This is a genomic window from Isoptericola sp. BMS4 (genome assembly GCF_011634835.1).
GTDB lineage: Bacteria > Actinomycetota > Actinomycetes > Actinomycetales > Cellulomonadaceae > Isoptericola.
Genome location: NZ_SIRP01000001.1, coordinates 2,838,082 through 2,861,729, shown reverse-complemented (window position 1 = coordinate 2,861,729; position 23,648 = coordinate 2,838,082). Strand labels below are relative to the sequence as shown.

At 74.2% G+C, this 23,648-nt stretch carries 24 protein-coding genes and 1 pseudogene; 14 read left to right on the top strand and 11 right to left on the bottom strand.

The features are described 5' to 3' along the window. Positions 1-2 precede the first annotated feature (2 nt). The gene (locus EYB28_RS12880) at positions 3-1,448 is read left to right on the top strand and encodes a hypothetical protein (protein ID WP_166848508.1); all 1,446 of its coding nucleotides are present in this window, start codon (positions 3-5) and stop codon (positions 1,446-1,448) included. Between the two features lie 162 nt (positions 1,449-1,610). Here the strand turns inward: EYB28_RS12880 and sucB are convergent, their stop codons facing one another. Next, a complete protein-coding gene (sucB, locus tag EYB28_RS12875) occupies positions 1,611-3,395 on the bottom strand; it encodes a 2-oxoglutarate dehydrogenase, E2 component, dihydrolipoamide succinyltransferase (protein ID WP_166848506.1) in 1,785 nt (594 codons plus the stop codon). Positions 3,396-3,683: 288 nt separating this feature from the next. Here sucB and EYB28_RS12870 point away from each other — a divergent pair, with 288 nt between their 5' ends. Continuing rightward, on the top strand, positions 3,684-4,034 hold the full coding sequence (locus EYB28_RS12870; protein ID WP_166848504.1) for an oxidoreductase: 351 nt from the start codon (positions 3,684-3,686) through the stop codon (positions 4,032-4,034). A 109-nt stretch (positions 4,035-4,143) separates the two neighbouring features. Here the strand turns inward: EYB28_RS12870 and EYB28_RS12865 are convergent, their stop codons facing one another. Continuing rightward, complete coding sequence (locus tag EYB28_RS12865) at positions 4,144-5,646, bottom strand: leucyl aminopeptidase (RefSeq protein WP_166848502.1); 1,503 nt, start codon at positions 5,644-5,646, stop codon at positions 4,144-4,146. Between the two features lie 64 nt (positions 5,647-5,710). Here EYB28_RS12865 and EYB28_RS12860 point away from each other — a divergent pair, with 64 nt between their 5' ends. From EYB28_RS12860 to EYB28_RS12845, 4 genes are read left to right on the top strand one after another with little or no spacing between them, the layout of a single operon-like run. Next, complete coding sequence (locus EYB28_RS12860; protein ID WP_166848500.1) at positions 5,711-6,073, top strand: hypothetical protein; 363 nt, start codon at positions 5,711-5,713, stop codon at positions 6,071-6,073. After that, positions 6,070-6,543, top strand: coding sequence for a hypothetical protein (locus tag EYB28_RS12855; protein ID WP_240930545.1), 474 nt, complete (start codon positions 6,070-6,072; stop codon positions 6,541-6,543). Before EYB28_RS12860 ends, EYB28_RS12855 begins: the two co-directional genes overlap by 4 nt. Then, complete coding sequence (locus EYB28_RS12850) at positions 6,540-7,655, top strand: quinone-dependent dihydroorotate dehydrogenase (protein ID WP_166848498.1); 1,116 nt, start codon at positions 6,540-6,542, stop codon at positions 7,653-7,655. Before EYB28_RS12855 ends, EYB28_RS12850 begins: the two co-directional genes overlap by 4 nt. After that, entirely contained in the window at positions 7,652-7,861 is a 210-nt protein-coding gene (locus tag EYB28_RS12845; protein ID WP_166848495.1) for a hypothetical protein, read from the top strand. Before EYB28_RS12850 ends, EYB28_RS12845 begins: the two co-directional genes overlap by 4 nt. A 9-nt stretch (positions 7,862-7,870) precedes the next feature. Here EYB28_RS12845 and EYB28_RS12840 read toward each other — a convergent pair whose 3' ends face one another. Then, on the bottom strand, positions 7,871-9,343 hold the full coding sequence (locus EYB28_RS12840) for a PLP-dependent aminotransferase family protein (protein WP_166848492.1): 1,473 nt from the start codon (positions 9,341-9,343) through the stop codon (positions 7,871-7,873). Between the two features lie 60 nt (positions 9,344-9,403). Between EYB28_RS12840 and EYB28_RS12835 the strand changes: the two genes are divergently transcribed. Continuing rightward, entirely contained in the window at positions 9,404-10,090 is a 687-nt protein-coding gene (locus EYB28_RS12835) for a hypothetical protein (RefSeq protein ID WP_240930544.1), read from the top strand. A gap of 46 nt (positions 10,091-10,136) precedes the next feature. Here the strand turns inward: EYB28_RS12835 and EYB28_RS12830 are convergent, their stop codons facing one another. Together EYB28_RS12830 and EYB28_RS12825 are read right to left on the bottom strand one after the other, a co-directional pair. Beyond that, positions 10,137-11,150 (bottom strand): aldo/keto reductase family protein, encoded by a 1,014-nt coding sequence (locus EYB28_RS12830; protein WP_166848489.1) that lies wholly within the window; start codon positions 11,148-11,150, stop codon positions 10,137-10,139. A 93-nt stretch (positions 11,151-11,243) separates the two neighbouring features. After that, positions 11,244-11,876: a DUF3043 domain-containing protein gene (locus EYB28_RS12825; RefSeq protein ID WP_166848486.1), complete on the bottom strand. Its 633-nt coding sequence runs from the start codon at positions 11,874-11,876 to the stop codon at positions 11,244-11,246. Positions 11,877-11,946: 70 nt separating this feature from the next. Here EYB28_RS12825 and EYB28_RS12820 point away from each other — a divergent pair, with 70 nt between their 5' ends. Continuing rightward, on the top strand, positions 11,947-13,413 hold the full coding sequence (locus EYB28_RS12820; RefSeq protein ID WP_166848483.1) for a dipeptidase: 1,467 nt from the start codon (positions 11,947-11,949) through the stop codon (positions 13,411-13,413). A gap of 16 nt (positions 13,414-13,429) precedes the next feature. Here EYB28_RS12820 and EYB28_RS12815 read toward each other — a convergent pair whose 3' ends face one another. The 3 genes from EYB28_RS12815 to nadA form a co-directional block, all read right to left on the bottom strand. After that, entirely contained in the window at positions 13,430-13,966 is a 537-nt protein-coding gene (locus EYB28_RS12815; protein ID WP_166852352.1) for an acyl-CoA thioesterase, read from the bottom strand. Between the two features lie 86 nt (positions 13,967-14,052). Next, positions 14,053-14,652 (bottom strand): DJ-1/PfpI family protein, encoded by a 600-nt coding sequence (locus tag EYB28_RS12810; RefSeq protein ID WP_166848480.1) that lies wholly within the window; start codon positions 14,650-14,652, stop codon positions 14,053-14,055. A 114-nt stretch (positions 14,653-14,766) separates the two neighbouring features. Next, on the bottom strand, positions 14,767-15,990 hold the full coding sequence (nadA, locus tag EYB28_RS12805) for a quinolinate synthase NadA (RefSeq protein ID WP_370459511.1): 1,224 nt from the start codon (positions 15,988-15,990) through the stop codon (positions 14,767-14,769). Positions 15,991-16,052: 62 nt separating this feature from the next. On the opposite strand from nadA, the gene EYB28_RS12800 reads away from it, so the two are divergent. Both EYB28_RS12800 and EYB28_RS12795 read left to right on the top strand, forming a co-directional pair. After that, entirely contained in the window at positions 16,053-16,613 is a 561-nt protein-coding gene (locus EYB28_RS12800; RefSeq protein ID WP_166848477.1) for a glycerate kinase, read from the top strand. Positions 16,614-16,669: 56 nt separating this feature from the next. After that, positions 16,670-17,020: an iron-sulfur cluster assembly accessory protein gene (locus tag EYB28_RS12795; RefSeq protein WP_166848474.1), complete on the top strand. Its 351-nt coding sequence runs from the start codon at positions 16,670-16,672 to the stop codon at positions 17,018-17,020. A gap of 104 nt (positions 17,021-17,124) precedes the next feature. Here the strand turns inward: EYB28_RS12795 and EYB28_RS20620 are convergent, their stop codons facing one another. Both EYB28_RS20620 and EYB28_RS12785 read right to left on the bottom strand, forming a co-directional pair. After that, a complete protein-coding gene (locus EYB28_RS20620; protein WP_166848471.1) occupies positions 17,125-17,460 on the bottom strand; it encodes a sulfurtransferase TusA family protein in 336 nt (111 codons plus the stop codon). Continuing rightward, on the bottom strand, positions 17,457-18,665 hold the full coding sequence (locus EYB28_RS12785; RefSeq protein ID WP_370459479.1) for a cysteine desulfurase family protein: 1,209 nt from the start codon (positions 18,663-18,665) through the stop codon (positions 17,457-17,459). The genes EYB28_RS20620 and EYB28_RS12785 overlap by 4 nt, the downstream gene beginning before the upstream one ends. A gap of 458 nt (positions 18,666-19,123) precedes the next feature. On the opposite strand from EYB28_RS12785, the gene coxB reads away from it, so the two are divergent. The 4 genes from coxB (at position 19,124) to EYB28_RS12765 (ending at position 23,224) form a co-directional block, all read left to right on the top strand. Continuing rightward, on the top strand, positions 19,124-20,041 hold the full coding sequence (gene coxB, locus EYB28_RS12780) for a cytochrome c oxidase subunit II (protein WP_166848469.1): 918 nt from the start codon (positions 19,124-19,126) through the stop codon (positions 20,039-20,041). Beyond that, entirely contained in the window at positions 20,041-21,888 is a 1,848-nt protein-coding gene (ctaD, locus tag EYB28_RS12775; RefSeq protein WP_166848466.1) for a cytochrome c oxidase subunit I, read from the top strand. The genes coxB and ctaD overlap by 1 nt, the downstream gene beginning before the upstream one ends. Beyond that, a complete protein-coding gene (locus EYB28_RS12770) occupies positions 21,885-22,286 on the top strand; it encodes a cytochrome c oxidase subunit 4 (RefSeq protein WP_166848463.1) in 402 nt (133 codons plus the stop codon). Before ctaD ends, EYB28_RS12770 begins: the two co-directional genes overlap by 4 nt. Before the next feature lie 116 nt (positions 22,287-22,402). Further along, a complete protein-coding gene (locus tag EYB28_RS12765) occupies positions 22,403-23,224 on the top strand; it encodes an LppX_LprAFG lipoprotein (RefSeq protein ID WP_166848459.1) in 822 nt (273 codons plus the stop codon). Between the two features lie 230 nt (positions 23,225-23,454). Here EYB28_RS12765 and EYB28_RS12755 read toward each other — a convergent pair. After that, a pseudogene (locus EYB28_RS12755) lies at positions 23,455-23,523 on the bottom strand (superoxide dismutase); the annotation flags it as partial. Positions 23,524-23,648 lie beyond the last annotated feature (125 nt).

Here is a 23,648-nt window from a genome sequence, read left to right as displayed (position 1 = left end):
GGGTGCCCACCGACGCGCTGATCCCGGTCCCCGCCGACGCCGCCGCCCGCGACCTCCTGCTCGGGCGGGTGCGCACCCTCGCCGCGCTCGACCACCCGCGCGTCGAGCCCGTGGGCGCACCGGCCGTGCGCCCGGACGGGCGGCTCGCCGTGCCCCGCGGGCCCGGTGTCGTGGCGGACCTGCCGACCCTGCTGACCGTCCGCGGACGGCTCGCCCCGCCCGAGGTCGGCGAGCTCCTCGTCGGCCTCGCCCAGGGGCTCGCCGCCCTGCACAGCGCCGGCTTGGCCCACGGTCGGGTCGAGGCCGGCGACGTGGGCCTCGCCGCGGACGGGGCCGCGCTGCTGCGGCCACGCCTCGAGCACCCCGGCATGCCCGGGGACGGGCCGGAGGCCGCGTGCGCCGAGGACGTGCACGGCCTCGCGGCGCTCGCGGACGAGCTGCTCGGCACGGGCGACGGCGACGACGTCGTCGCGCTGCGCGCCGTGCTCGCGCCCGCCCTCGCCCCCGACGCTCGTGTCCGCCCCGAGGCGGGCACCCTCGCGGCGCAGGCCGCCGGAACCGTCCCGCCCGAGCCGGTGCGGATGCCCGAGCGCGCCCAGCTCGTGGCGGCGGCCCTGGGTGCGGGGTCCGGCACGCCACGGGGCGGCGACGCGCGAGAGCCGCAGCCCTCTCGGTCGTCGCGGCGGGGGACGCGGGAGCGGGCGGTGGCGCGGCGCCCGCGCCGGACCGGGGGAGAAGCTCCCGCGGCGGCCGGGCGCGGGCGGCGGAACGCCGGGAGGCGCCGCGGCGGCGGACGGCGGCACGTGCCCGGCGTCGTGCCTCGTCTCGCCGGTGCCGCCGGCGTGCTGGCCCTCGTGGCGGTGCTCGCGGCGGTCGCGCTCCAGGTGCGGCAGCCGGACCCGCCGGACGCGACCGCCCCGGCGACCCCGGCCGCCGGGCCGAAGGAGGCCACCGCGAGCGCCGCGGCCCCGGCGGACACGGAGTCGAGCGCAGGGTCGGGCGGACGGTCGAGCACAGGGTCGGACTCCGACACGGTCCGGGCCCTGCGCGACCGGACCGACCCCGCGGGCGCGGCCGCCGCGCTGACGGAGCACCGTGTCGCGCTGCTGTCCGGCACCGCGGAGCCGCCCGGCGTACCCGACCCGGCCGAGGCGATGGCCCGGGTCGATCTCGCGGGCTCGCCCGCGCACGACGCCGACGTGGCGCTGCTGGCCGACCTCGCCGGCGACGGCACGACCGTGCACGACGTGGGCGTGGAGGTTCTCGGGACCCGCGTGACGGGGAGCGGGGACGGGACCGCCTCGGTCGTCGTCGACTACGAGATCGGCGCGCACGAGCAGCGCACGGCAGACGGCGCGACGACGTCCGTGGCGGCGTCGGGGCCACGCCGCGTGGAGCTGGAGCTCGCGTGGACCGGCGAGGGCTGGCGGGTGTCCGACGTCGGGTGAGGGGCCGTCGCCTCGCCGGTGCTCGGTGCTCGGTGCTCGGTGCTCGGTGCTCGGTGCTCGGTGCTCGGTGGTCCTGCCGTGTCCGGGACCACGAGGGGCGCCCCCGGCCGATGGCCGGGGGCGCCCCTCGTGGATGCTCGGTGCGAGCGTGCGCAGTCCGGGTCAGAGACCGATCTCGGACTCGAACGCGCCCTCCTCGATGCGGGTCTTGATCGCGGTGAGGAACCGGGCGGCGTCCGCGCCGTCGACGAGGCGGTGGTCGTACGACAGGAACAGATACGCCATCTGCCGGATCGCGATGGTCTCCTCGCCGTCGGGCGCGGTGACCACGACGGGCTTCTTCGTGATCGTGCCCGTGCCGAGGATCGCGACCTGGCCCACCGGCACGATCGGCGTGTCGAAGAGCGCGCCGCCGGAGCCGGTGTTCGTGATCGTGAACGTCGCGCCGCTCAGCTCGTCCGGGCTGACCTTGTTGGCCCGCGTGCGCGCCCCGAGGTCCCCGATCTGGCGGGCGATGCCGGCGAGGTTCAGGTCCCCGGCGTTCTTGATCACCGGCACGACGAGGCCACGCTCGGTGTCCACGGCGATGCCGACGTTCTCCGACTCGTGGTAGGTGATCTGCCCGGCGTCGGTGTCGATCGACGCGTTGATCTTCGGGAACGCCTTGAGCGCCTCGACGGCGGCCAGCGTGTAGAAGGGCAGGAACGTCAGGTTGGCGCCCTCACGAGCCTTGAAGGACTCCTTGGCCGCCTTGCGCAGCTTCGCGACCTTCGTCACGTCGACCTCGACGGCCGTGGTGAGCTGGGCCTGCGTGTGCAGCGCCTCGTGCATGCGCTCGGCGACGACCTTGCGCAGGCGCGACATCTTCTCCGTGGTGCCGCGCAGCGGCGAGACCGGAGGGATCGTGGCGGACTTCGGGGCCGACGGCGCGGCGGCCGGGGCCCCCGCGGCGGCGGGCGCCGGCGCTGCGGCCTTCTCGGCGGCGGCGAGGACGTCCTCCTTGCGGATACGCCCGCCGACGCCGGTGCCCTGGATGGTCGAGACGTCCACGTTCTTCTCGGCCGCGAGCTTGCGCACGAGCGGCGTGAGGTAGGAGCCCTTGCCGTTGGCCGCCGCCGCCGGGGCCGCGGGAGCGGCGGCCGGGGCGGGCTGCGCCGGCGTCTCCGCGGCGGGCGCGGGCTGGGCAGGCTTCTCCTCGGCGGGCGCCGGGGTGGCCTGCTCCGGCTTCTCCGGCGCGCCGACCGGCTCGGGGGCCGGTGCCGGGGCGGCCTCGGCGGGCTTCGCGGCCGGCGCGGCGGCGCCGGACCCGACGAGCGCGAGCACGGCGCCGACCTCGACCGTCTCGTCCTCCTCGACGCGGATCTCCTGGATGGTGCCGGCGACCGGCGACGGGATCTCGGTGTCGACCTTGTCGGTCGAGACCTCGAGCAGAGCCTCGTCGACCTCGACGGTGTCCCCGACGCTCTTGAGCCAGCGGGTGACGGTGCCCTCGGTGACGGATTCGCCCAGCGCGGGCAGGGTCACCTCGGTGCCTTCGCCGCCGCCGGCGGGCGCCGCGGCGGGCTCCTCGGCAGGCTTCTCGGCGGGCTCGGAGGGGGTCTGGGCAGCCGGCTCCGGCTCGGACGGCTTCTCCGGGGCGGCAGCCCCGGCGGGCTTCTCCTCGGCGGCGGGAGCCGGGGCCTCGGCGGCGGCGGAGTCGCCCGCGCCCTCGCCGTCACCCACGACGGCCAGCGTGGCGCCGACCTCGACCGTCTCGTCCTCCTCGACGAGGATCTGCTGCAGGGTGCCGGCCACGGGCGACGGGATCTCGGTGTCGACCTTGTCGGTGGAGACCTCGAGCAGGGGCTCGTCGACCTCGACGGTGTCCCCGACGGCCTTGAGCCACCGGGTGACGGTGCCCTCGGTGACGGACTCGCCGAGTGCAGGGAGCTGCACGTTCTCAGACATGACCTGTGGAGTCTCCTTCGATCAGTGGGTCAGGCGACGTGCCGTGGCGGGCCGGCCCTCGCCGGTCCGCGACCTCTCCGGTTGCCGCGTTCTGGTCACTGCCTGCCATCTTGTCACCTTCGGGGGCGGGTCCCCAATCGATCGGGGCGTCCCGGTGGTGTGACGCTGGGAACATCTGGTGACGTCATGGCGGGGATCCGGTGGGGTCGAGGGGACGACGTGTGCGGGTCGGTGGGGCCTCGCGGTCGGTCGAGCCGGCCAGGCCGCCGCGGCGGTAGTGTCACGACCATGTCGATCAGGACCGTGCTGGACCGGCTGCGGGGGCGTCCCGCCGCACGGTCGGGGGCCGCCGCGCCGTCGTCCGGCTCGCGGGGTGCGACCGTCGCTCACCTGGAGGAGTTCGCCCGGACGCGGGTGGGCGTGGAGGCATACGTGGAGCCGCCGAACGCGCAGACCCCGGCGACGGTGCTCCTCGTGGCGACCACGGGGGAGTGGACGCGGCGCCGGGTCCCCGACGAGCGCACCGGCTTCGAGGTGGCGCGCTCGCTCGGCGTGCCCGTCTACAACGTGCGGTTCACCGGCTACCCGCAGCGCATGCGGGACTGGAACAGCGCGCAGCGGGCGAAGCGGCGCCGCTGACGCGCGGTCCGCCGGGCGGTCCCCGACACGGCGACGGCGGCGCCCCCCCGGTGCGGGGGAGCGCCGCCGTCGCCGTGCCGCCGGGTTGTCGACGCGGGGCTCGGCCCGCTCAGCTCTCCGCGCGGCCCTCGAGGAACGCGAGGAGGGTGCGCACGCCGACGCCGGTGCCGCCGGCCGGGGTGTACCCGTACGGCGCCTTCTCGTTGTACGAGGGGCCGGCGATGTCCAGGTGCCCCCAGGGGGTGTCGCCGACGAACTCGGACAGGAAGTGCCCGGCGAAGAGCATGCCGCCCGCGCGGTCGGGCGCCGAGTTCACCATGTCCGCGACGAGCGACTTGAGGCCGGCCTTGAGCTCGCCGGGCAGCGGCATCGGCCAGAAGGCCTCGCCCGCGACGTCGGCGGCCTCCTTGACCTCGTCGCGCACGGAGTCGGTCCCCATGAGCCCGGACGTGCGGTTGCCGAGCGCCACCATCTGCGCCCCGGTGAGGGTCGCGATGTCCAGGACGGCGTCGTGCCCGTCCTCCACGGCGGCGACGAGGCCGTCCGCCATGACGAGGCGGCCCTCGGCGTCGGTGTTCGTGATCTCGACGGTCTTGCCGCCGCGCATCGTCACGACGTCCGACGGGCGCTGCGCGGCGCCGCCGGGCATGTTCTCCGCGAGGCACAGGTAGCCCGTCACCGCGACGGGCAGCCCGAGGCGGGCGGCGGCGATCACCGTGTGCAGGACGGCGGCCGCGCCGGCCATGTCCGACTTCATCGTGACCATGCTGGCCGGCGGCTTGAGGGAGATGCCGCCGGTGTCGAAGGTGATGCCCTTGCCGACGACGGCGACCTTCGACGTCGCCTTGGCCGGGGCGTAGGTGAGCTTGACCAGGCGGGGCCCGCGGGTGGAGCCCTGGCCGACGCCGGCGATGCCGCCGTAGCCGCCGGCGACGAGCTGCTTGTCGTCCAGGACGGTGATCTTGACGCCCTTGGCGCCGAGCTCCTTGACCGCGGCCTTGGCGGCGTCGGCGAACGCCGCTGGGTACAGGTCGTTGGGCGGCATGTTGACCAGGTCGCGGGTGCCGTGCACCGCCGCGGCGAGGATCTCCGCGCGGTGCGCGGCGGCCTTGGCGCGGGCGGACCGCGCGGACGACGTGACGATCTCGACGTGCTCGACCGGCGTCCGCTCGGCCGCGGGCTCGCCGCTGCGGTAGGGGGTGTAGGCGTAGGCGCCGAGCAGCGCGCCCTCGGCCACCGCCGCGAGGTCGTCCTCGTCGACGACCGGCAGGGCGATCGCGGCCGACGAGGTGCCGGCGAGGCTGCGGACGGCGGCGCCGGCGGCCGCGCGGAGCGTCTCACGGGGGAACGTGCCGTCGGAGTCGCGCTCGCCGAGTCCCGTCAGCACGAGGACGTCGGCCCTGACGTCGTCGCCGGCGGGCAGGGTGCGCACCTCGTCCGTCGCTCCCGTGAGGCGGAGGCGGGGAGCGAGCGCCTCGATCTGCCGGACGAGGTCCGCGGGGAGCTGGTCCGCGACGACGGCCACGCCGTCGGAGGTGGAGCAGGTCCCGACGACGAGCGCGTCGGTCTTGAGCGAGCTGGGATTCTTGCCTGTCAGGGTGAGGTCTGCCACCCGGCGATGGTATCGCCGCGGGACCGGCGGGGTCGGTGCGCGGGTGGGCCGGTAGTCTGCGGGCGTGGTGTTTCCCCTGCTGATCCTCGTGGCCGCGCTGTGCGCGGCGCTGGCCGGGTGGGCGCTGTGGTTCGTGGTCCGCGACCGTGCCGTGATCCTGCGCCAGCTGTTCGGCGCGGCCGCGATCGAGGCCGTCCTCGTGGTGCAGGCCGTCATCGCGGGGGTCCGCCAGGCGACCAGCGACGTCGCGCTCGACGGCGCCCTGTTCTGGGGCTACGTGGCGACTGCCCTCGTGATCCTCCCGGTCGCCGCCGCGTGGGCCTTCGCCGAGCGCACCAAGTGGTCGTCGGTCGTGCTCGCCGTCGCCGCGGTGACCGTCGCGTTCCTCGACTGGCGCCTGTGGCAGATCTGGGAGGCGGCGGCGTGAGCGCGACCACCACGCCCGGGCGCACGGGGCGGGGCTTCGGCCGCCTGCTCGTGACGGTCTACGGGATCCTCGCCTTCGCCGCCGTCGGGCGCTCGTCCTACGAGCTGGCCACGAAGTTCGCCGAGGCCCCCGTCGCGTACGGACTGTCGACCCTGTCCGCGGTGGTCTACGTGCTCGCCACGGTCGCGCTGGCCCGGGGTGGCACCGGCTGGCGGCGGACCGCCTGGGTGACGGTCGGGTTCGAGGCGGTCGGCGTGCTGGCGGTGGGCACGGCCTCCGCCGTCGCGCCCGACGTGTTCGGCGAGACGACGGTCTGGTCGTCGTTCGGCCAGGGGTACGGCTACGTCCCCCTGGTGCTGCCCTTCGTCGGGCTGTGGTGGCTCTGGCACACTCGGCCGGGGAACCGCGGCGCGCCACCCGAACCCCCGACGCCCGGCACGACGCCCGCACCCGACCCGGAGGTCCGATGAGCCCGTACTCCCTGCTGTTCAACGGCGTGTTCCGCCACATGGACCCCGAGCGTGCCCACGAGGTCGCGTTCCGCGCGATCGCGTGCGCGGGGCGGGTCCCGGTGCTGCGCGACGTCGTGCAGGGCGCCCTCGCGCCCTACCTGGGCCGTGGCCACGGCGGCCCGGGCAGCGTCGAGGTGCTCGGGCGCACCGTGCCGGCTCCGTTCGGCCTGGCGGGCGGCTTCGACAAGAACGCGCGTGCCGTGCGGGGGCTGACGATGCTCGGGTTCGGCTTCGTCGAGATCGGCACAGTGACGCCCCGCCCCCAGCCGGGCAACGAGAAGCCGCGGATGTGGCGCGAGCTCGACCTGCGGGGCGTCCGCAACCGGATGGGGTTCAACAACGACGGCGCGGCCGCGGCGGCGGAGCGGCTGCGGGCGCTGCGCGCCACGGCGGCCGGGCGGGCCGTCGTCGTCGGGGCGAACATCGGCAAGAACAAGACCACCCCCGCCGACCGCGCCTCCGACGACTACGCGGCCTGCGCCCGCGAGCTGGCTCCGTGGGCCGACTACCTGGTCGTCAACGTCTCCTCGCCCAACACGCCCGGGCTGCGCGACCTGCAGACCACGACCGAGCTGCGCCCGATCCTCGCGGCCGCGCGGTCGGCGGCCGACGAGGCGACGGCGGCGGCCGGGGTCCGCCGCGCGCCCCTGCTGGTGAAGATCGCGCCGGACCTGGCGGACGAGGACGTCGACGAGGTCGCCGCCCTGGTCGCCGAGCTCGGCCTCGACGGCGTGGTCGCCGTCAACACGACGATCGGGCACGACCGAGGCCCGGGCGGGCTGTCGGGGCCGCCCCTGCTCGAGCGCGGGCTGGAGGTCGTGGCGCGGCTGCGTGAGCGGCTCGGCAGCGACCCGGTGATCATCGGCGTGGGCGGCATCTCCGGCGCCGACGACGTGCGCGCCTATCTGCGGGCGGGAGCCGACCTCACGCAGGGCTACACGTCGTTCGTCTACTCCGGCCCGCTGTGGCCCTCGCGCGTCAACCGCGCCCTGACCCGCACGCGCGGCTCGGTGGCGGCGGGCAGCATCGCCGGGCGGCCCGCGGGGACCTCGGCGGGGGGCCCGGCGTGATCCGCCCGCGCTGGGTGTGGGCGTTCGACGACGCCGCCGGTCAGCCGGTCGACGCCGCCGTCAGCCCCGTCTTCACCTCGCAGTACGACGCCGAGCAGTGGCTCGGCGAGCACTGGCGCGGCGTCGCGGCGGAGGGCGCCGCGACCGCGCGCCTTCTGCACGACGGGGCCCAGGCCGCGCCGGGCGTCGCGCTGCCGGGGGCCTGAGCGACGGCATCACGACCGGACGCGTGACCAGGCGCGGGCCAGTCGTGGCACGGCCTCGGCGAGCTCCTCGGGCGGTCGCGTGAACGTGAGCCGGACCCGGTCGTGCGCGGTGCGGTCCGGTGTGAAGTCCGGGCCGGCACCGACGAGCACGCCCTCCGCCGCGGCCGCGCCCGCGAGGGCGTGGGCCACCGGGCGGCCCAGGCCGACCCACAGGCACAGCCCCCCGGCCGGTGTCGGCACGTCCCAGTCCGGCAGCGCCTCGCGCAGCATCCCGGCGAGCAGGTCGCGGCGCTCCCGCAGAGCGGCGACCCGCGCGGGCAGCAGAGCCGCGTGCTCGCGGAGCAGCTCCACGACGGCGAGCTGCTCCAGGACGGACGTGGCCGTGTCCGAGGCCTGCCGGGTCCGGGCCAACCGGTGCACGGTCTGCGCGTCGGCGCGCACCCAGCCCACCCGGAGCCCGCCCCAGAAGGTCTTGGACGCCGACCCCACGGTCACGACCCGCGGCGAGGCGCCGTCGCCGGCGAACGGGGGGTGCTCCGCGCCGTCGAGCACGAGGTCGCCGAGCGTCTCGTCACCGACGACCGTCACGCCGGAGCGGTCGGCCGCCGCCCGGACGGCGGCCCGCCCCCCGGCGTCGAGGGACGCCCCGGTGGGGTTGTGGCAGTCGGGCACGACGTAGGCGAGGCGCGCCCCCGCGCGGTGCAGGGTGGACACGAGGGCGTCGACGTCGCCGGCCGGCACCCCGGCGACCCGGCCGCCCGCGGCGCGCAGCGCCTCCATGGCGTGCACGTAGGTGGGTGACTCCACGACGGCGAGGTCCCGCGGCCGCAGGTAGGTCTGCGCGAGCAGGGAGATGGCGTGCTGCGCGCCGGTCGTGACGAGCACCTGGTCCGGCGTCGTGGGGGTGCCCCGTGCGGTGTAGCGGTCCGCGACGGCGGAGCGCATCTCGTCCAGCCCGAGGTGCGCGTAGCCGCCGGTGCCCAGGTAGGCGGGGAGCGCCTCGAGCGCCCGCTCGTACGCCGCGTGCAGGGCCGGTGAGGCCACGGGGGTCGCCTGCGCGAGGTCGATCAGGTCGCCGCCCGGGTGCCGGCCGAACGGGCCGGCGGGGACGTCGGTCGCGGGCGCGTCGCCCGCCAGGGGGCGCCGGGTGCCGCGCCGGTGCGTCGCCGTCCCGCGCGGCAGCGTCGTCACGGTGCCGGACCCGACCCGGCTGGTGGCGAACCCGCGCTCGCGCAGCTCGGCGTACGCGGCGCTGGTCGTGGTGCGGGACACCCCGAGCGTGGTGGCCAGGTCGCGCTCGCTCGGCAGCCGGGTCAGGGGTGCCAGCGTCCCGGCGAGCAGCGCCGCCCGCAACGCGTCGGCGAGCGCGCGGTAGGCCGGGCCGCCTGCCCGCCACGTGCCCAGCAGGCGCGCGACGCCCGGGGCGGACACGTGGCGCAGCGGTGCGGGCGGGGCGGTCGGGGCGAGCGTCGGCGCGGTCATCGTGCCACTCTCGCCCGAATGGCCATGGATCACAAGGCCAAAACCGTCCAGGGTGGTGCCATGCCTCTCAGCAAGCGCGCCACCCCCGCCGTCGTCGCGCCACGGCCCGCCCCCGTCCGCGGCTTCGGTCCCGGCCGCCGGGGCGTCCAGCTCGTCCTGGGCCTGCTCGCGTACTCGGCGTCGATGGCGATGATGCTGCACGCGGGCCTGGGCGCGATGCCGTGGGACGTGCTCTCGCAGGGCCTCGTGCGTACCACCGGCCTGTCCTTCGGCGTCGTCACGGGGATCATCTCCGTGGTGGTGCTCCTGGCCTGGGTCCCGCTGCGCCAGCGGCCCGGGATCGGCACGGTCGCCAACGTCGTCCTGCTCAGCGTGACGATCGACCCGTGGCTCGCGCTCCTCGAGGCGGCGGCCCCGTCGCCGGGGACCCCCGCGCGGGTCGCGCTCGCCGTGGGCGGGATCGTGCTCAACGGCGTCGCGACCGCCGCGTACGTCGGCGTGCGCCTCGGCCCGGGGCCCCGCGACGGGCTGCTCACCGGGCTGGTGGCCCGCACCGGCCGGTCCGTGCGGCTGGTCAAGACGCTCATCGAGCTCACGGTCGTCGCCGCCGGCTGGGTGCTCGGCGGGACCGTCGGGTGGGTGACCGTCGTCTACGCGCTGGGCGTCGGCGTCGTCGTCCAGGTGTCGGCGCGCGTTCTCGCGCCGTACGGTCTCTCCGCAGGGAGCCGTCGACGTAGCGGTCGCTGACGGTTGCCCGGTGGGAACCGGCAGCGACCGCTACGTCACCGAGTCGTCAGGCCACGCGGGTCTTCGGCATCCCCTCGAGCGTCTTGCCCGGGTCCCGCTCGACGACGTCGCCCAGGACCTCGTCGATCCGCGTCATCAGCTCGGCGGGGATCTCGACGCCGGACGCCTTGACGTTCTCGGCCACCTGCTCGGGACGGGAGGCCCCGACGAGCGCGGCGGCGACGTTGTCGTTCTGCAGCACCCACGCCACCGCGAGCTGCGCCATCGACAGGTCGAGCTCGTCGGCCACCGGCTTCAGGCCCTGCACGCGCTCGAGGACCTCGTCGCGCATGAAACGCTGGATCATCTTCGCGCCACCCTTGTCGTCGGTCGCGCGCGACCCGGCGGGCAGCTCCTTGCCCGGCACGTACTTGCCGGTCAGCACGCCCTGGGCGATGGGCGACCAGACGATCTGCGAGAGCCCGAGCTCGGCCGACGTCGGCACGACCTCGTCCTCGATGACCCGCCACAGCATGGAGTACTGCGGCTGGGAGGAGATGAGCTGGAAGCCGAGCTCCTTGGCGTAGCGGTGCCCCTCGCGGATCTGGTCCGCCGTCCACTCGGAGACGCCGATGTAGAGCGCCTTGCCCTGGCGCACGATGTCGGCGAACGCCTGCATCGTCTCCTCGAGCGGCGTCTCCACGTCGTACCGGTGCGCCTGGTACAGGTCGACGTAGTCGGTGCCGAGACGCCGCAGCGACCCGTCGATGGACTCCATGACGTGCTTGCGCGAGAGCCCCGTGTCGTTGGGGCCGGCGGGCCCGGTCGGCCAGTAGACCTTGGTGAAGATCTCGAGCGACTCGCGGCGCTGCCCCTTGAGCGCCTCGCCGAGCACCGACTCGGCCTTGGTGTTCGCGTAGACGTCCGCGGTGTCGAACGAGGTGATGCCCGCGTCGAGGGCGGCGTGCACGCACTTGGTCGCGACGTCGTTCTCGACCTGGGAGCCGTGGGTGAGCCAGTTGCCGTAGGTGATCTCGCTGATCTTCAGACCGCTGTTGCCGAGGTACCGGTAGTTGACCATGCGATCACCCTACGCGGAGCGTCGGATCGATTCGAACGGCGTTCGGGGGCCTTCGGCCCGTCGGGCGCGAGGCGCCGACCTGGGGCGGTACGGTCAGTCGGGCCAGACGCCGTGCTTCTTCGACGACGGCTTCGGCAGCCGGGAGCGCCGGATCTGGAAGGCGCGCATCACGGCGTACATCATCGTTCCCCGCGGCACGTCGCCGAACTTCGCGCGCAGGCGCTTCTTCAGCCCGCGCCACAGCAGGAACGCGTCGGCGAGGGTGAGCAGCACGACGCCGTACAGCAGCATCAGCACGACGACCGACATGGTCGCGTTCTGCATGAAGATGAAGTTCAGGACGATGAAGGCGAACGCGACCGGCAGGAAGAACTCGCCGAGGTTCCAGCGGGCGTCGACGTAGTTGCGCACGTACCGCTTCAGCGGGCCCTTGTCGCGCGCCGGCAGGTGGCGCTCGTCGCCGGTCTGCATCGCCCGGTACTCGACGTTGCGCTGCTCGCGCGCCTTCTCCCGTGCCGCCTTGGCGGCCGCCTTGCGGTCGTTCGGCACGAGGGGTCGCTTGTTCGCGGCCTCCGCCTCGCTGCGCTTGGGCGTCGGGCGGCCCTTGCGGTCCGACCCGTTCTTCACCGGCGCCCCGGCCTTCTCGATCTCGGCCGCGGCGCGGGCGGGGTCGGAGGGCTCGGGGCTCGTGGACGCCGGCGCGCCGGACTTGTTGCGGGAGAACACGCTCCCAGGGTAGTCGAGCCGGGCGGCCGCCGGGACCGGCCGGCGGTGCCCGGACGAGTAGCGTGAGCGCGTGACCGATCTTCCCGCCGCACCCGTCCCCTCGTCCGAACCCGCCCCCGAGGCCGCCTCCGGCGTCGATCCCGCCCAGGTCGATCCCGCACAGGTCGAGACCCTGCGCGAGCACGTCGAGGCCCAGTTCGCCGCGCTGCAGGCCGACCTGGAGTCCCTGGTCCGGATCCCCGGCGTCTCCGCCGCCGCCTTCGACCAGGCGCACGTGGCGGCGAGCGCCGAGGCGGTGGCCGGCCTGCTGCGCGACGCCGGGCTGCCCGACGTACGGATCCTGCGTTCCGACCGCCCGGACGGCACTCCGGGGGCGCCGGCCGTGGTCGCCCGCCGCGTCGCGCCCGCGGGCGCCCCGACGGTCCTGCTGTACGCGCACCACGACGTCCAGCCGCCCGGCGACGCGGCCGCGTGGGAGACGGACCCGTTCGAGCCCGTCCAGGTGGGGGAGCGGCTCTTCGGCCGCGGCGCCGCCGACGACAAGGCGGGGATCATGGCGCACGTGGGCGCACTGCGGGCCCTGGCCGCCTTGGGCGCCGAGAGCGGCGACGGGCTCGAGGTCGGCGTGACCGTGTTCGTCGAGGGCGAGGAGGAGGCGGGGTCGCCGAGCTTCGGCCGGTTCCTGACCGAGCACCGCGAGCTGCTCGGCGCCGACGTCATCGTCGTCGCCGACTCCACGAACTGGAAGGTCGGGGTGCCCGCGCTCACCACGTCGCTGCGTGGCCTGGTGGACGGCGTCGTCGAGGTCGAGGCGCTGGGCCACGCCGTGCACTCCGGCATGTTCGGCGGCCCGCTGCTGGACGCGAACACGCTGCTCGCCCGTCTGGTCGCCACGCTGCACGACGACGCCGGCGACGTCGCCGTCGAGGGGCTGGTCGCGGCGCCCGAGCCGGCCGTCGACTACGACGAGGCGGCGTTCCGGGCGGACTCCTCGGTGCTGGACGGCGTCGAGCTCGCCGGCACGGGGAGTATCGCCGGGCGGCTGTGGGCCCGGGCCGCGCTGTCCGTCATCGGCATCGACGCCACGAGCGTCGCGCACGCGTCGAACACCATCGCGCCCCGGGCGGCCGCGAAGCTGTCCCTGCGCCTCCCCCCGGGCCAGGACCCGCAGGCCGCCGAGGACGCGCTGCGTGCGCACCTCGAGGCGCGCGCCCCGTTCGGCGCGCGCGTGACGTGGCGGCCGGGGGAGCAGGGCAAGGCCTTCCACGCCTCCGGCGACACGGCGGCGATGCGCGCCGCCCGCGCGGCGTTCTCCGCCGCCTGGGGGACCGAGCCGGTGGACGTCGGCGTCGGTGGGTCGATCCCGTTCATCGCCGACCTGCTCGAGCAGTTCCCCGACGCCGCGATCCTGGTCACCGGCGTGGAGGACCCGGACTCGCGCGCCCATGGCGCCAACGAGTCGGTGCACCTGGGCGAGCTGCGCAAGGTGGTCCTCGCCGAGGCGCTGCTGCTGCGGCAGGTCGCGGCCGCGGTCTGACGAGACCCGTCCGAGCTCAGGCCTGGGTGCGGTCGCGGTGCGCGACGTCCAGCGCGCGGGCCCACGCGGCCACGTCGTCCGGCAGCGCCGGGCTCTCGGCGGGCGCGTCCGGCCCCATGAGCGCGACGACGTCGGGGGCAGGGACCCTCTCGGCCCCCGGGCCGAGGAAGCGGCCCGCCACGTACCCGCGCGCGGAGAGCCGGTCGCGGCAGGTGATGACCTGCTCCATGTACACGACCCGCTGGTCCCAGCCGAGCACCCGGGTGGTGATCTCGACCGGGTCCCACAGTCGCAGCGAGCGCTTGTAGGTCATCGTCGAGGCGGCGACGACCGGGTACCACTTCCGGTCGCCGATCCGGCGGAACCCGTCCAGGTCGGCGATGAAGTTCGACCGCGCCACGTCCATCATCTGCAGGTACGCGCCGTTGTTCACGTGCAAGTAGAGGTCGAGGTCGCCGGGGTGCACCCGCAGCCGCGTCACCGACGGGTCGAGCACGCCCTGGCCGGGGACCGGCTTGCGCGGCCTCAGGGACGCCCAGGTGAGCTGGATCATTCGAGTCACCAGCGCAGCGTATATCGGCAACCCGTGGTACTAGGTACTGAGGGTGCCGGACGGATGTCGCACGGATGCCAGGCGGGTCAGACCGGCGGTGCCGGGTCGTACTGGATCGCCCGGCGCACCGCGCGGGCGACCTCCGGCGTCTCCAGGCGCGCCACGAGGTGCAGCGCCATGTCGATACCCGCCGAGACGCCCGCGGCCGTGACGACGTCGCCGTCGTCGACGAACCGCGCCTCGGTGTCGACGAGGACGCTCGGGTCGGCGGCGGCGAGGTCGTCGTAGTGGTCGCGGTGCGTGGTCGCGGGGCGCCCGGCCAGCAGCCCCGCCGCGGCCAGCACGAGGGCGCCCGTGCACACGCTGGCGAGCACCGGTGTCTGGGCGCGCACGTGGCGCAGCCAGTCGAGGTGCGTCGGGTCGGCGACCAGGGCACGGGTGCCCCACCCGCCGGGGTGCACCAGCAGGTGCAGCGGCCCGACGTCGTCGGCCGAGCGCGACGGCACGAGCCGCATGCCCTTGGCCAGCCGCACGCCGTCGCCGTCGCGCGAGAACGTGCTCACGTGCGGCTTGATCGCCGAGTGCTGCTCCCAGGCGGCGAGCACCTCGAACGGGCCGACGACGTCGAGCTCCTCGGCGTCGTCGAACACGAAGATGCCGATGTGCAGGCCGCCGTCGGTGCTCACCCGACCACTGTCCCGCGCCGGGCCCGGTCGGGCACGCCGAACAGCGGCCCCGGCGAGACCGGGGCGCCGGTTCAGGGGCAGCGCCAGGTCACCGCGAGGTCGGATCCGGTGAGGTCACAGCCCGGGAAGGGCCAGCATCTGGTCGAGCGCCACGCGCGCCCAGTGGGCGTCGTCCGGGTCGACGACGATGCGGTTGACCGTCCGCCCGTCGGCGAGGGACTCCATCGCCCACACGAGGTGCGGCAGGTCGATCCGGTTCATGGTGGAGCAGAAGCACACCGTCGAGTCGAGGTAGTGCACCTGCTTGTCGGGGTGCGCCTTCGCGAGCCGGCGCACGAGGTTCAGCTCCGTGCCGATGGCCCACGTGCTCCCCGGCTCCGCGGCGTCGAGCGCCCGGATGATGTATTCCGTGGATCCCACCATGTCGGCCGCGGTGACGACCTCGTGCTTGCACTCCGGGTGCACGAGCACGTTCACGCCCGGCGCCTTGGCACGGATCTCGGTGACGTTGCGCTCCGAGAAGCGCCCGTGCACCGAGCAGTGCCCGCGCCACAGGATCATGCGCGCGTCGCGCAGCTGGGCCTCGGTGAGGCCGCCCATCGGCTTGCGCGGGTCGTAGACCACGCAGTCGTCGAGGCTCAGGCCGAGCTGCTGCACGGCGGTGTTGCGGCCCAGGTGCTGGTCGGGCAGGAAGAGCACCTTGCCGGTGCCGTCGACGCCGCCGACCTGGTCGAACGCCCACCGCAGCGCGACCTGCGCGTTCGACGACGTGCACACGGTGCCGCCGTGGCGGCCGGTGAACGCCTTGATGGCGGCCGACGAGTTCATGTACGTCACGGGCACGGTGTCGCCGGTGATGCCGACGTCGGACAGCGTCGCCCAGGCCTCCTCGACCTGGCCGATGGCGGCCATGTCGGCCATCGAGCAGCCGGCGGCGAGGTCGGGCAGCACGACCTGCTGGGCGTCGGAGGTGAGGATGTCGGCGCTCTCGGCCATGAAGTGCACGCCGCAGAAGATGACGAACTCGGCCTCCGGCCGTGCGGCGGCCTCGCGCGCGAGCTTGAACGAGTCGCCCGTGACGTCGGCGAAGTCGATGACCTCGTCGCGCTGGTAGTGGTGGCCGAGGACGAACGCCCGCCCGCCCAGGGCGGCGCGGGCCGCGCGGGCGCGTTCGACGAGGTCGGGGTCGCTCGGCGCCGGCAGGGCGCCGGTGCACTCGACCCCGCGCTCGGAAGCCAGGTCGCGGCCCTGCCCCAGGAGCAGGAGCGGCGACGCCGCCGGCTCCACGAAGCCGTTCGACGTGGTCGTCGTCTCGTTCAGCAGCGTGCTCACCGCCACATCGTCCCACAGCGGTCCCACAGCGGGTCCTCGGTGCCCGTGGACTGTGCCACGATCGGCGTGTGCACGTGCTGATCTGCGCCCCGCCCGCCGCTCCGGTGGCCCCCGGCGAGCCCGGCGCGTCCTCCGCGCCCGAGGGTGCCCCGCCGTCGGTGCGCCCGCCGCGGGCGGCGTCGCTCGCCGCCGCGTGGCAGGACGCCGCCCCGCACTGCACGGTCGAGCCCCTGGAGCTGGACGGGCCGGCTCCCGGCGGCCCGCCGGACCCGGAGGCGCCCCGGGGCGTCTTCGTCCCGGTGACGAGCCTGGGTCTGGACAGCGCGCGCGAGCACCTGTCGCCGCGCGCCGCGCGCCTGCGCGAGCACGTGAGCGGCGCCGACCTGGTCGTTGTCGCCGCCGAGGCGCTCGACGGCGCCACGCTCCACGAGGGCCCGGTGGCCGCCGTCGCGGACGCCGCGGCGCCGTACGCCGTGCCCGTCGTGGTGGTGGCGGACCGCGTGGAAGTGACGCGCCGCGAGTGGTCGGCCGCCGGCGTCAGCGGCGTCCACGAGGCCGCGACGAGCGGGGAAGCCCTGGCCCGGGTCGCCCGCACGTGGGCCCCGGCGTGGTCCGCGTCGTCGCGCTGAGCGGATTGGCGCGTAGGATCGGGAACAGTCGTACCGCCCCGCCTGTTGGAGGAAGCATGACCGACACCACCGAGATCGCCACGCACGGCGTCGAGCTCAGCGACGTCGCCGCGACCAAGGTTCGTACCCTCCTGGAGCAGGAGGGTCGCGACGACCTCCGTCTGCGCGTGGCCGTGCAGCCTGGCGGCTGTTCCGGCCTGATCTACCAGCTGTACTTCGACGAGCGCCTCCTCGACGGGGACGCGCTGCGCGACTTCGACGGCGTCGAGGTCGTCGTCGACCGCATGAGCGTGCCGTACCTCGAGGGCGCCAAGATCGACTTCGCCGACACGATCGAGAAGCAGGGCTTCACGATCGACAACCCGAACGCGGGCAGCTCCTGCGCCTGCGGCGGCTCGTTCGGCTGACCCCGTCACGACACCGAGACGTCGGCCCGGCCACCCACGGTGGCCGGGCCGACGTGCGTCCGGGATCGGCGGGCACGGCGCGGACGGCGCCGGACCGGCGCCGGTCAGCCGGGAGGGCCGGAGAGCAGCACGGTGAGGCGCCGCACGCCGCGCGCCGGAGCCTCGCGACCGTCGTCCCGACCGCCGCCCGTCGGGTCCGCCGTCTCGCCCTCCATGTCGGCCAGGCTCTGCACGGCCTCCTCGTCCCCCTCGACGACGTGCCCACGCATGCGCGCCCACGCGGGAACGTCGTGCCGCGCCGCAGGGTCCGTCGTCAGCACGACGACCCGCGTCCCCGCGGGCAGGTCCCGCGCCCGCGCCGCCAGGCGGATCACCGGCAGCGGGCACCGCAGGCCGCGGGCGTCCACCACGACGGGGTCCCCGGCGGTACCGGCGCTCACAGGCCCGTCACCCCCAGGGCGTCGCGCACGCGGGCCACGGCGCCCGGGAGCACGGCGAGCAGCCGGTCGACGTCGTCCCCGGTGGTGGACCGGTCGAGCGCGATCCGCACGTTCCCGTGCGTGAGCACGCCCATGGCGGCCAGCACGTGCGACGGCTCCAGCGTGCTCGCCGTGCACGCCGACCCGGACCCGACGGCGACGCCGGCGCGGTCGAGCTCGGTGACGAGCGCCTCGCCGTCGACGTAGAGGAACGAGAACGTCGCGACGTGGGGGAGCCGGTCGTCCGGGTGTCCCACGACCTCGACGTCGGGGATGCGCGCCACCTCGGCGCGGACGCGGTCCACCAGGGCACGGCGGCGGGCGTCCTCCTCGACCCGGTCGGCGGCCACGGCCTGCAGGGCGACGGCGGCCGCGAACGCCGCGGGCACGCTGACGCCGCCGGGTGACCAGGGGTCGGGGTCCTCGGGCTCGGGCGGCAGCAGGCGCACCCGCTGCCGCGCGGCGAGCACGCCGACGCCGGCCGGGGCGCCCCAGTCCGCGGGGTCGGCGGCGAGCAGGTCCCAGGACTCCGGCGTGGGGTCGTGCCCGACGGCGGCGCCCGCGTCGACCAGCAGCGGCACGCCCGCGCCGCGGGCGGCCTCGTGCGCGTCCGCGACCGGTTGGCGCGTCCCGACCTCGCCGTTGGCCTGCTGCAGCGCGGCGAGCGCGACGCCCGGCGCGGCGACCGCGGCAGCGAACGACGCCGCGTCCACGCGGCCGTCCGCGCCCGCCGTCACCGTGCGCCGCGTCCCGCCGTGCCGGGCGGCGGCGGTGGTCGCCGCGTGCAGGACGGCGGCGCGCTCGACCGCGCCGACGACGACGTCGCCGCCCGCGCGACGACGCGCGGCGGTCGCGGCGAGCACACCGAGGTGGAGCGCCGTCGTGTGGCTCGCCGTGAAGCGGACCTCTTCCGTGCGGGCGCCGAGCTCGGCGGCCACGGCCTCGCGGGCGCCGTCGAGCAGCCGGGCGGCGCGGCGCCCCTCCGTGTGCAGGCGGCGGGGGTCGGCCCAGCCGTCGTCGAGGGCCTGGAGGAACGCCTGGCGTGCGAGCGGGTGCCACGGGGCGCGTCCACCGTTGTCGAGGTGCACGCGCGGGCCGGTCGCGGGGTCGGGGGCGGCGTGCCCGTCCGCATGTCCGGACTGCGAAGCGGCGGTGGTGTGCGTCACACGTGTCCTCCGGGGTCGTCGAGCGTGGTCCGGGCGCCGCCCGCACGGCGCACGCGCTGCTTGCGCCGACCGGCCGGTGCCGGGCGGCGGTGCCGCGATGCTGCCATTGTGGCGCGTCCTCGTGCGCGTCGTGGACGGCGACGCCGTGGCGGGCGGCGCCGCGACAGGCCGCCCGGTGGTGGCGGACGCGCCCCCGCGGCGGTCGCGGCGAGTGGTGTCGATCTGACACCGGGCGCCAACGATCTGACACAGCGCACGGGTGTGTAGGCATCAGGGTGGATGTGGACGTACGGTGCGGAAATCGTCACGTCCGCACGGGGGGTTTGCGGCGTCGGAAGGGCCCTCGTCGCGCTAGGCTGCACCCATCGAGGACGAAGGTCCTGTCCGTGTGCCCGCCGACCATGAGGTCCAGCCCGGTCGGCCGGCGCCCGGTTCGGACGTGACGTGAAAGGCCTCCCTTGCACTCGAAGAGCCCCACCCGCACCCGGCGGGCCATCCTGCGCGCGACGGCGATCGCCGGCGCCGTCGTGGTCCTGGCCTCCGGCTGCGCCAGCGACTCCGTCAAGCGCGGATACCTGCCCGGCTACACCGACGGGGAGGTGACCAACCAGACCGAGCGCATCACCAATCTCTGGGTCGGATCGTGGATCGCGGCCCTCGCCGTCGGTCTCATCACGTGGGGCCTCATGCTGTGGTGCGTCGCCGCCTACCGCAAGCGGAAGGACGACCACCGGCTGCCGGTGCAGACCCGGTACCACATGCCGCTCGAGATCATGTACACGGCCGTGCCGACGATCATGATCCTCGTGCTGTTCTTCTACACCGACCGGGACATGTCGGCGATCCAGGACACGAGCGCCGAGCCGGACGTGAACATCCAGGTCATCGGCAAGCAGTGGAGCTGGGACTTCAACTACCTGGACGAGGACGTCTACGACTCCGGTGAGCACCTCCTCGACGTCGGGGGCCAGACGAAGGAGGACGAGGTCGACGGCACGCCGGGCACCTCGCAGGAAGCCCCCACCTTGTACCTGCCCGTCGACGAGACCGTCGAGTTCACGCTCGACTCGCGCGACGTCATCCACTCGTTCTGGATCCCGGCCTTCCTGTACAAGCAGGACATGATCCCGGGCCGGACCAACACCTTCCAGGTCACCCCGACCCGGGAGGGCACCTACGCCGGCAAGTGCGCCGAGCTCTGCGGCGAGTTCCACTCCGGCATGCTCTTCAACGTCAAGGTCGTCGACCGGGCCGAGTACGACGCCCACATGGACGACCTGCGCGACGCGGGCCAGACCGGCGAGCTCGGGCTCGACCTGAACCGCCAGCAGCACCCCGAGTCCAGCAGCGCCAGCACCGAGGAGGCCGAGGGCTGATGGCCACCATCACCGAGACCGCAGGGACGGCCGAGGTCATCCCCGGCCTGTCGCCGAAGCGGCAGACGCTCGGTCGCACCGTGATCAAGTGGGTCACGTCCACCGACCACAAGACGATCGGGTACCTCTACCTGATCACGTCCTTCATCTGGTTCGCGATCGGCGGCGTGCTCGCGCTGCTCATCCGCGCCGAGCTGTTCGCGCCCGGCATCCAGGTGGTGCAGAGCAAGGAGCAGTACAACCAGCTCTTCACGATGCACGGCACGATCATGCTGCTGCTGTTCGCCACCCCGCTGTTCGCGGGCTTCGCGAACGTCATCATGCCGCTGCAGATCGGTGCGCCGGACGTCGCCTTCCCGCGGCTGAACATGTTCGCCTACTGGCTGTTCCTGTTCGGTGGCCTCATCGCCGCGGCCGGGTTCTTCACCCCGCAGGGCGCCGCGTCGTTCGGCTGGTTCGCCTACGCGCCACTCTCCGACACCACGTTCAGTCCAGGGCTCGGTGGGGACTTGTGGGTGTTCGGCCTCGCCCTGGCCGGCTTCGGCACGATCCTGGGCGCGGTCAACTTCATCACCACGATCATCACGATGCGCGCGCCCGGCATGACGATGTTCCGGATGCCGATCTTCACCTGGAACACCCTGGTGACGAGCCTGCTCGTGCTGATGGCGTTCCCGCCGCTGGCCTCGGCGCTGTTCGCGCTCGGCGCTGACCGGCGCCTCGGTGCGCAGGTCTTCAACCCGGACAACGGCGGCGCCATCCTGTGGCAGCACCTGTTCTGGTTCTTCGGCCACCCCGAGGTCTACATCATCGCGCTGCCGTTCTTCGGCATCGTCTCGGAGATCTTCCCGGTGTTCAGCCGCAAGCCCATCTTCGGATACAAGACGCTGATCTACGCGACGATCGCGATCGCCGCGCTGTCCGTGACGGTGTGGGCGCACCACATGTACGTCACCGGTGCCGTGCTGCTGCCGTTCTTCGCCTTCATGACGATGCTGATCGCCATCCCGACCGGTGTGAAGTTCTTCAACTGGATCGGCACGATGTGGCGTGGCAAGCTCACGTTCGAGACGCCGATGCTGTGGTCGATCGGCTTCCTCGTCACGTTCCTCTTCGGTGGCCTGACGGGCATCATCCTGTCGAGCCCGGCGCTCGACTTCTCGCTCTCCGACTCGTACTTCGTGGTGGCGCACTTCCACTACGTGGTGTTCGGCACCGTCGTGTTCGCGATGTTCGCCGGCTTCTACTTCTGGTGGCCCAAGTTCACCGGCCGCATGCTCAACGAACGGCTCGGGAAGATCCACTTCTGGATGCTGTTCATCGGCTTCCACATGACCTTCCTCATCCAGCACTGGCTGGGCGTCGAGGGCATGCCCCGCCGCTACGCGGACTACATGCCCGAGGAAGGCTTCACCTGGGAGAACCAGGTGTCCACGATCGGCGCGTTCATCCTCGCGGCGTCCACGCTGCCGTTCCTGTGGAACGTCTTCACGACCTGGCGCAACGCGCCGAAGGTCACCGTCGACGACCCGTGGGGCTTCGGCCGGTCGCTGGAGTGGGCGACGTCGTGCCCGCCGCCGCGGCACAACTTCACGTCGCTCCCGCGGATCCGCTCCGAGTCGCCGGCGTTCGACCTGCACCACCCCGAGGTCGCGGCGATGGAGCAGGCTCCGCTGGACGGCCTCCAGCGGGTGTTCGAGGACTCGGATCGGCGGCACCAGCCGTCGATGGTGCGCGACGACCGCGACGGCCTGCACCCGAAGCAGGGGCAGGACAGCTCGACCACGGTCGTGGTCGACGAACCGGGCCAGGACGACACCCAGGACGGCAAGGAGGACCGCAAGTGAAGATCGAGATCAAGCTCTTCCTGCTGCTGGCCCCGTTCTTCGTCGTCGTCGGCGTCCTGTACGGACTGTTCACCGACTTCCAGGAGCCCGTCGGGTACCTGGGCATCCCGCTCGTGGGTGCGCTCATGGCCATGGTGGGCGCCTACCTCGCCCTGACGGCCCGGCGCATCGATCCGCGGCCGGAGGACGACGAGCAGGGCGAGATCGAGCAGGGCGCCGGCGACCAGGGCGTCTACGCCCCGTGGAGCTGGTGGCCGCTGCTCATCGGCTCCGCGGCCGCGGTGGCGTTCCTCGGCCTCGCCGTCGGCTGGTGGGTCCTCTACATCGGCTTCGTCCTCGGGGTCATCGGCCTCGTCGGCTGGGTCTTCGAGTTCAGCCGCGGTCAGCACGCGCACTGACGCGTCGCGACCTGCGCATCGCGGGCCTCGTCCTCATCGGAGGGCGGGGCCCGCGTCTCGTTGAACGCGTGTCACCGATCCGGCCACCTCCTCGACGTGCCGGCGGCGGATCATGGATGCGTTCCATCCCCCTGCGCAGGACATGGGCCCTGGCCCCGGCGGGCCTGCTCACCGTCGGCCTGAGTGCCTGTGTCGACGGCGGGTCCCCACAGTCCCTCGACAGCGATCGGGCCGCCGAGATGGTGGTCGTCGAGCCCGCATCCGACGCGGCCGAGCTCGCGGAACAGATGCAGGCCGCTCAGGAGAAGGCAGGGACGACTCACATGGAGATGTCGTACGGCGGTGAGCTGGCCGACCGTGCGGGGATGAGCGGGAACGTCGCCGCGCTCGACGCGTCGTTCACGGAGCAGGACGCCGAGCTGCGCATGTCGATGGACGTGATGGGCATGGACATGGAGGTGATCGTTCTCGACGGGACCGTGTACCTGGCGATGCCGGGGCAGGGTGAGGGAACGTACGTCTCACTGTCCTTCGACGAGATGGCCGCCGAGCCGATGCTGGCGGGCCCCTTGGAGTCGATGGAGTCGATGGACGCTGCCGCCCAGGTCGAGGCGATGACGGGTGCTGTGACGTCGTTCGAGCACACCGGGACCGAGCGCGTCGGTGGCGTCGACGCGTCGCTCTACACGATGACCCTCGACCCGTCGAGGCTCGAGACGGTCCCGGCCGGTCTCGCCGCCCTCGGCGGTCAGGCCGGTGAAACGACGGTCGACTACGCGGTGGCCCCGGACGGCCTGCCGGTCGAGATCGAGGTGACGACAGAGGTGAACGGTGAGGAGCTCGTGGTGGAGTCGGTCTTCAGCCGCTGGGGTGAGCCCCTCGACATCGAGGCGCCGACCGACGAGGACGTGATGCCGTACTCGGACATCGCCCCCTGACGGACTGTCCCGCAGGGGGCCGGCCCGTGCAGCGACCCGCCCAGAGCGTGAGGGCCCCGCACACCGAGGTGTGCGGGGCCCTCACGCATGTGGCGTCGGACGCAAGCGGCCCGTGCCGACGGCGCCGGCTCAGGCGGTGAGGAGGCCGTTCGTCGCGGCGCGGGCGCGGTCGAGGCGGGCGGCGACGTCCTGCCAGTTGGCGATGTTCCACACGGCCTTGACGTAGTCGGCTTGCCGCTGATGTGCGGCTCGAGGGCGCTGTAGTCGTAGGGCAGGTCGGGCAGCGTGTAGACAGCCATGTGTGTGACCTCCAGTGGTGGTGTGTCGCGTGCCGGGCCCGGCGCGCGACGGGACATCGTCGAGGGGCGGTGCCCCTCGCCCTACGGGCCGGGGACGACGATGACCCGCGCGCCACCCCCACCGG

Bases quoted from the DNA above. Each gene is read 5' to 3' on its own strand.
- EYB28_RS12815 (WP_166852352.1), bottom strand. From the start codon at position 13,966: ATGATCCAGCTCACCTGGGCGTCCCTGAGGCCGCGCAAGCCGGTCCCC.
- EYB28_RS12850 (WP_166848498.1), top strand. From the start codon at position 6,540: ATGAGCCCGTACTCCCTGCTGTTCAACGGCGTGTTCCGCCACATGGAC.
- EYB28_RS12835 (WP_240930544.1), top strand. From the start codon at position 9,404: ATGCCTCTCAGCAAGCGCGCCACCCCCGCCGTCGTCGCGCCACGGCCC.
- EYB28_RS12830 (WP_166848489.1), bottom strand. From the start codon at position 11,150: ATGGTCAACTACCGGTACCTCGGCAACAGCGGTCTGAAGATCAGCGAG.
- EYB28_RS12765 (WP_166848459.1), top strand. From the start codon at position 22,403: ATGCGTTCCATCCCCCTGCGCAGGACATGGGCCCTGGCCCCGGCGGGC.
- EYB28_RS12870 (WP_166848504.1), top strand. From the start codon at position 3,684: ATGTCGATCAGGACCGTGCTGGACCGGCTGCGGGGGCGTCCCGCCGCA.
- sucB (WP_166848506.1), bottom strand. From the start codon at position 3,395: ATGTCTGAGAACGTGCAGCTCCCTGCACTCGGCGAGTCCGTCACCGAG.
- EYB28_RS12795 (WP_166848474.1), top strand. From the start codon at position 16,670: ATGACCGACACCACCGAGATCGCCACGCACGGCGTCGAGCTCAGCGAC.
- ctaD (WP_166848466.1), top strand. From the start codon at position 20,041: ATGGCCACCATCACCGAGACCGCAGGGACGGCCGAGGTCATCCCCGGC.
- EYB28_RS12840 (WP_166848492.1), bottom strand. From the start codon at position 9,343: ATGACCGCGCCGACGCTCGCCCCGACCGCCCCGCCCGCACCGCTGCGC.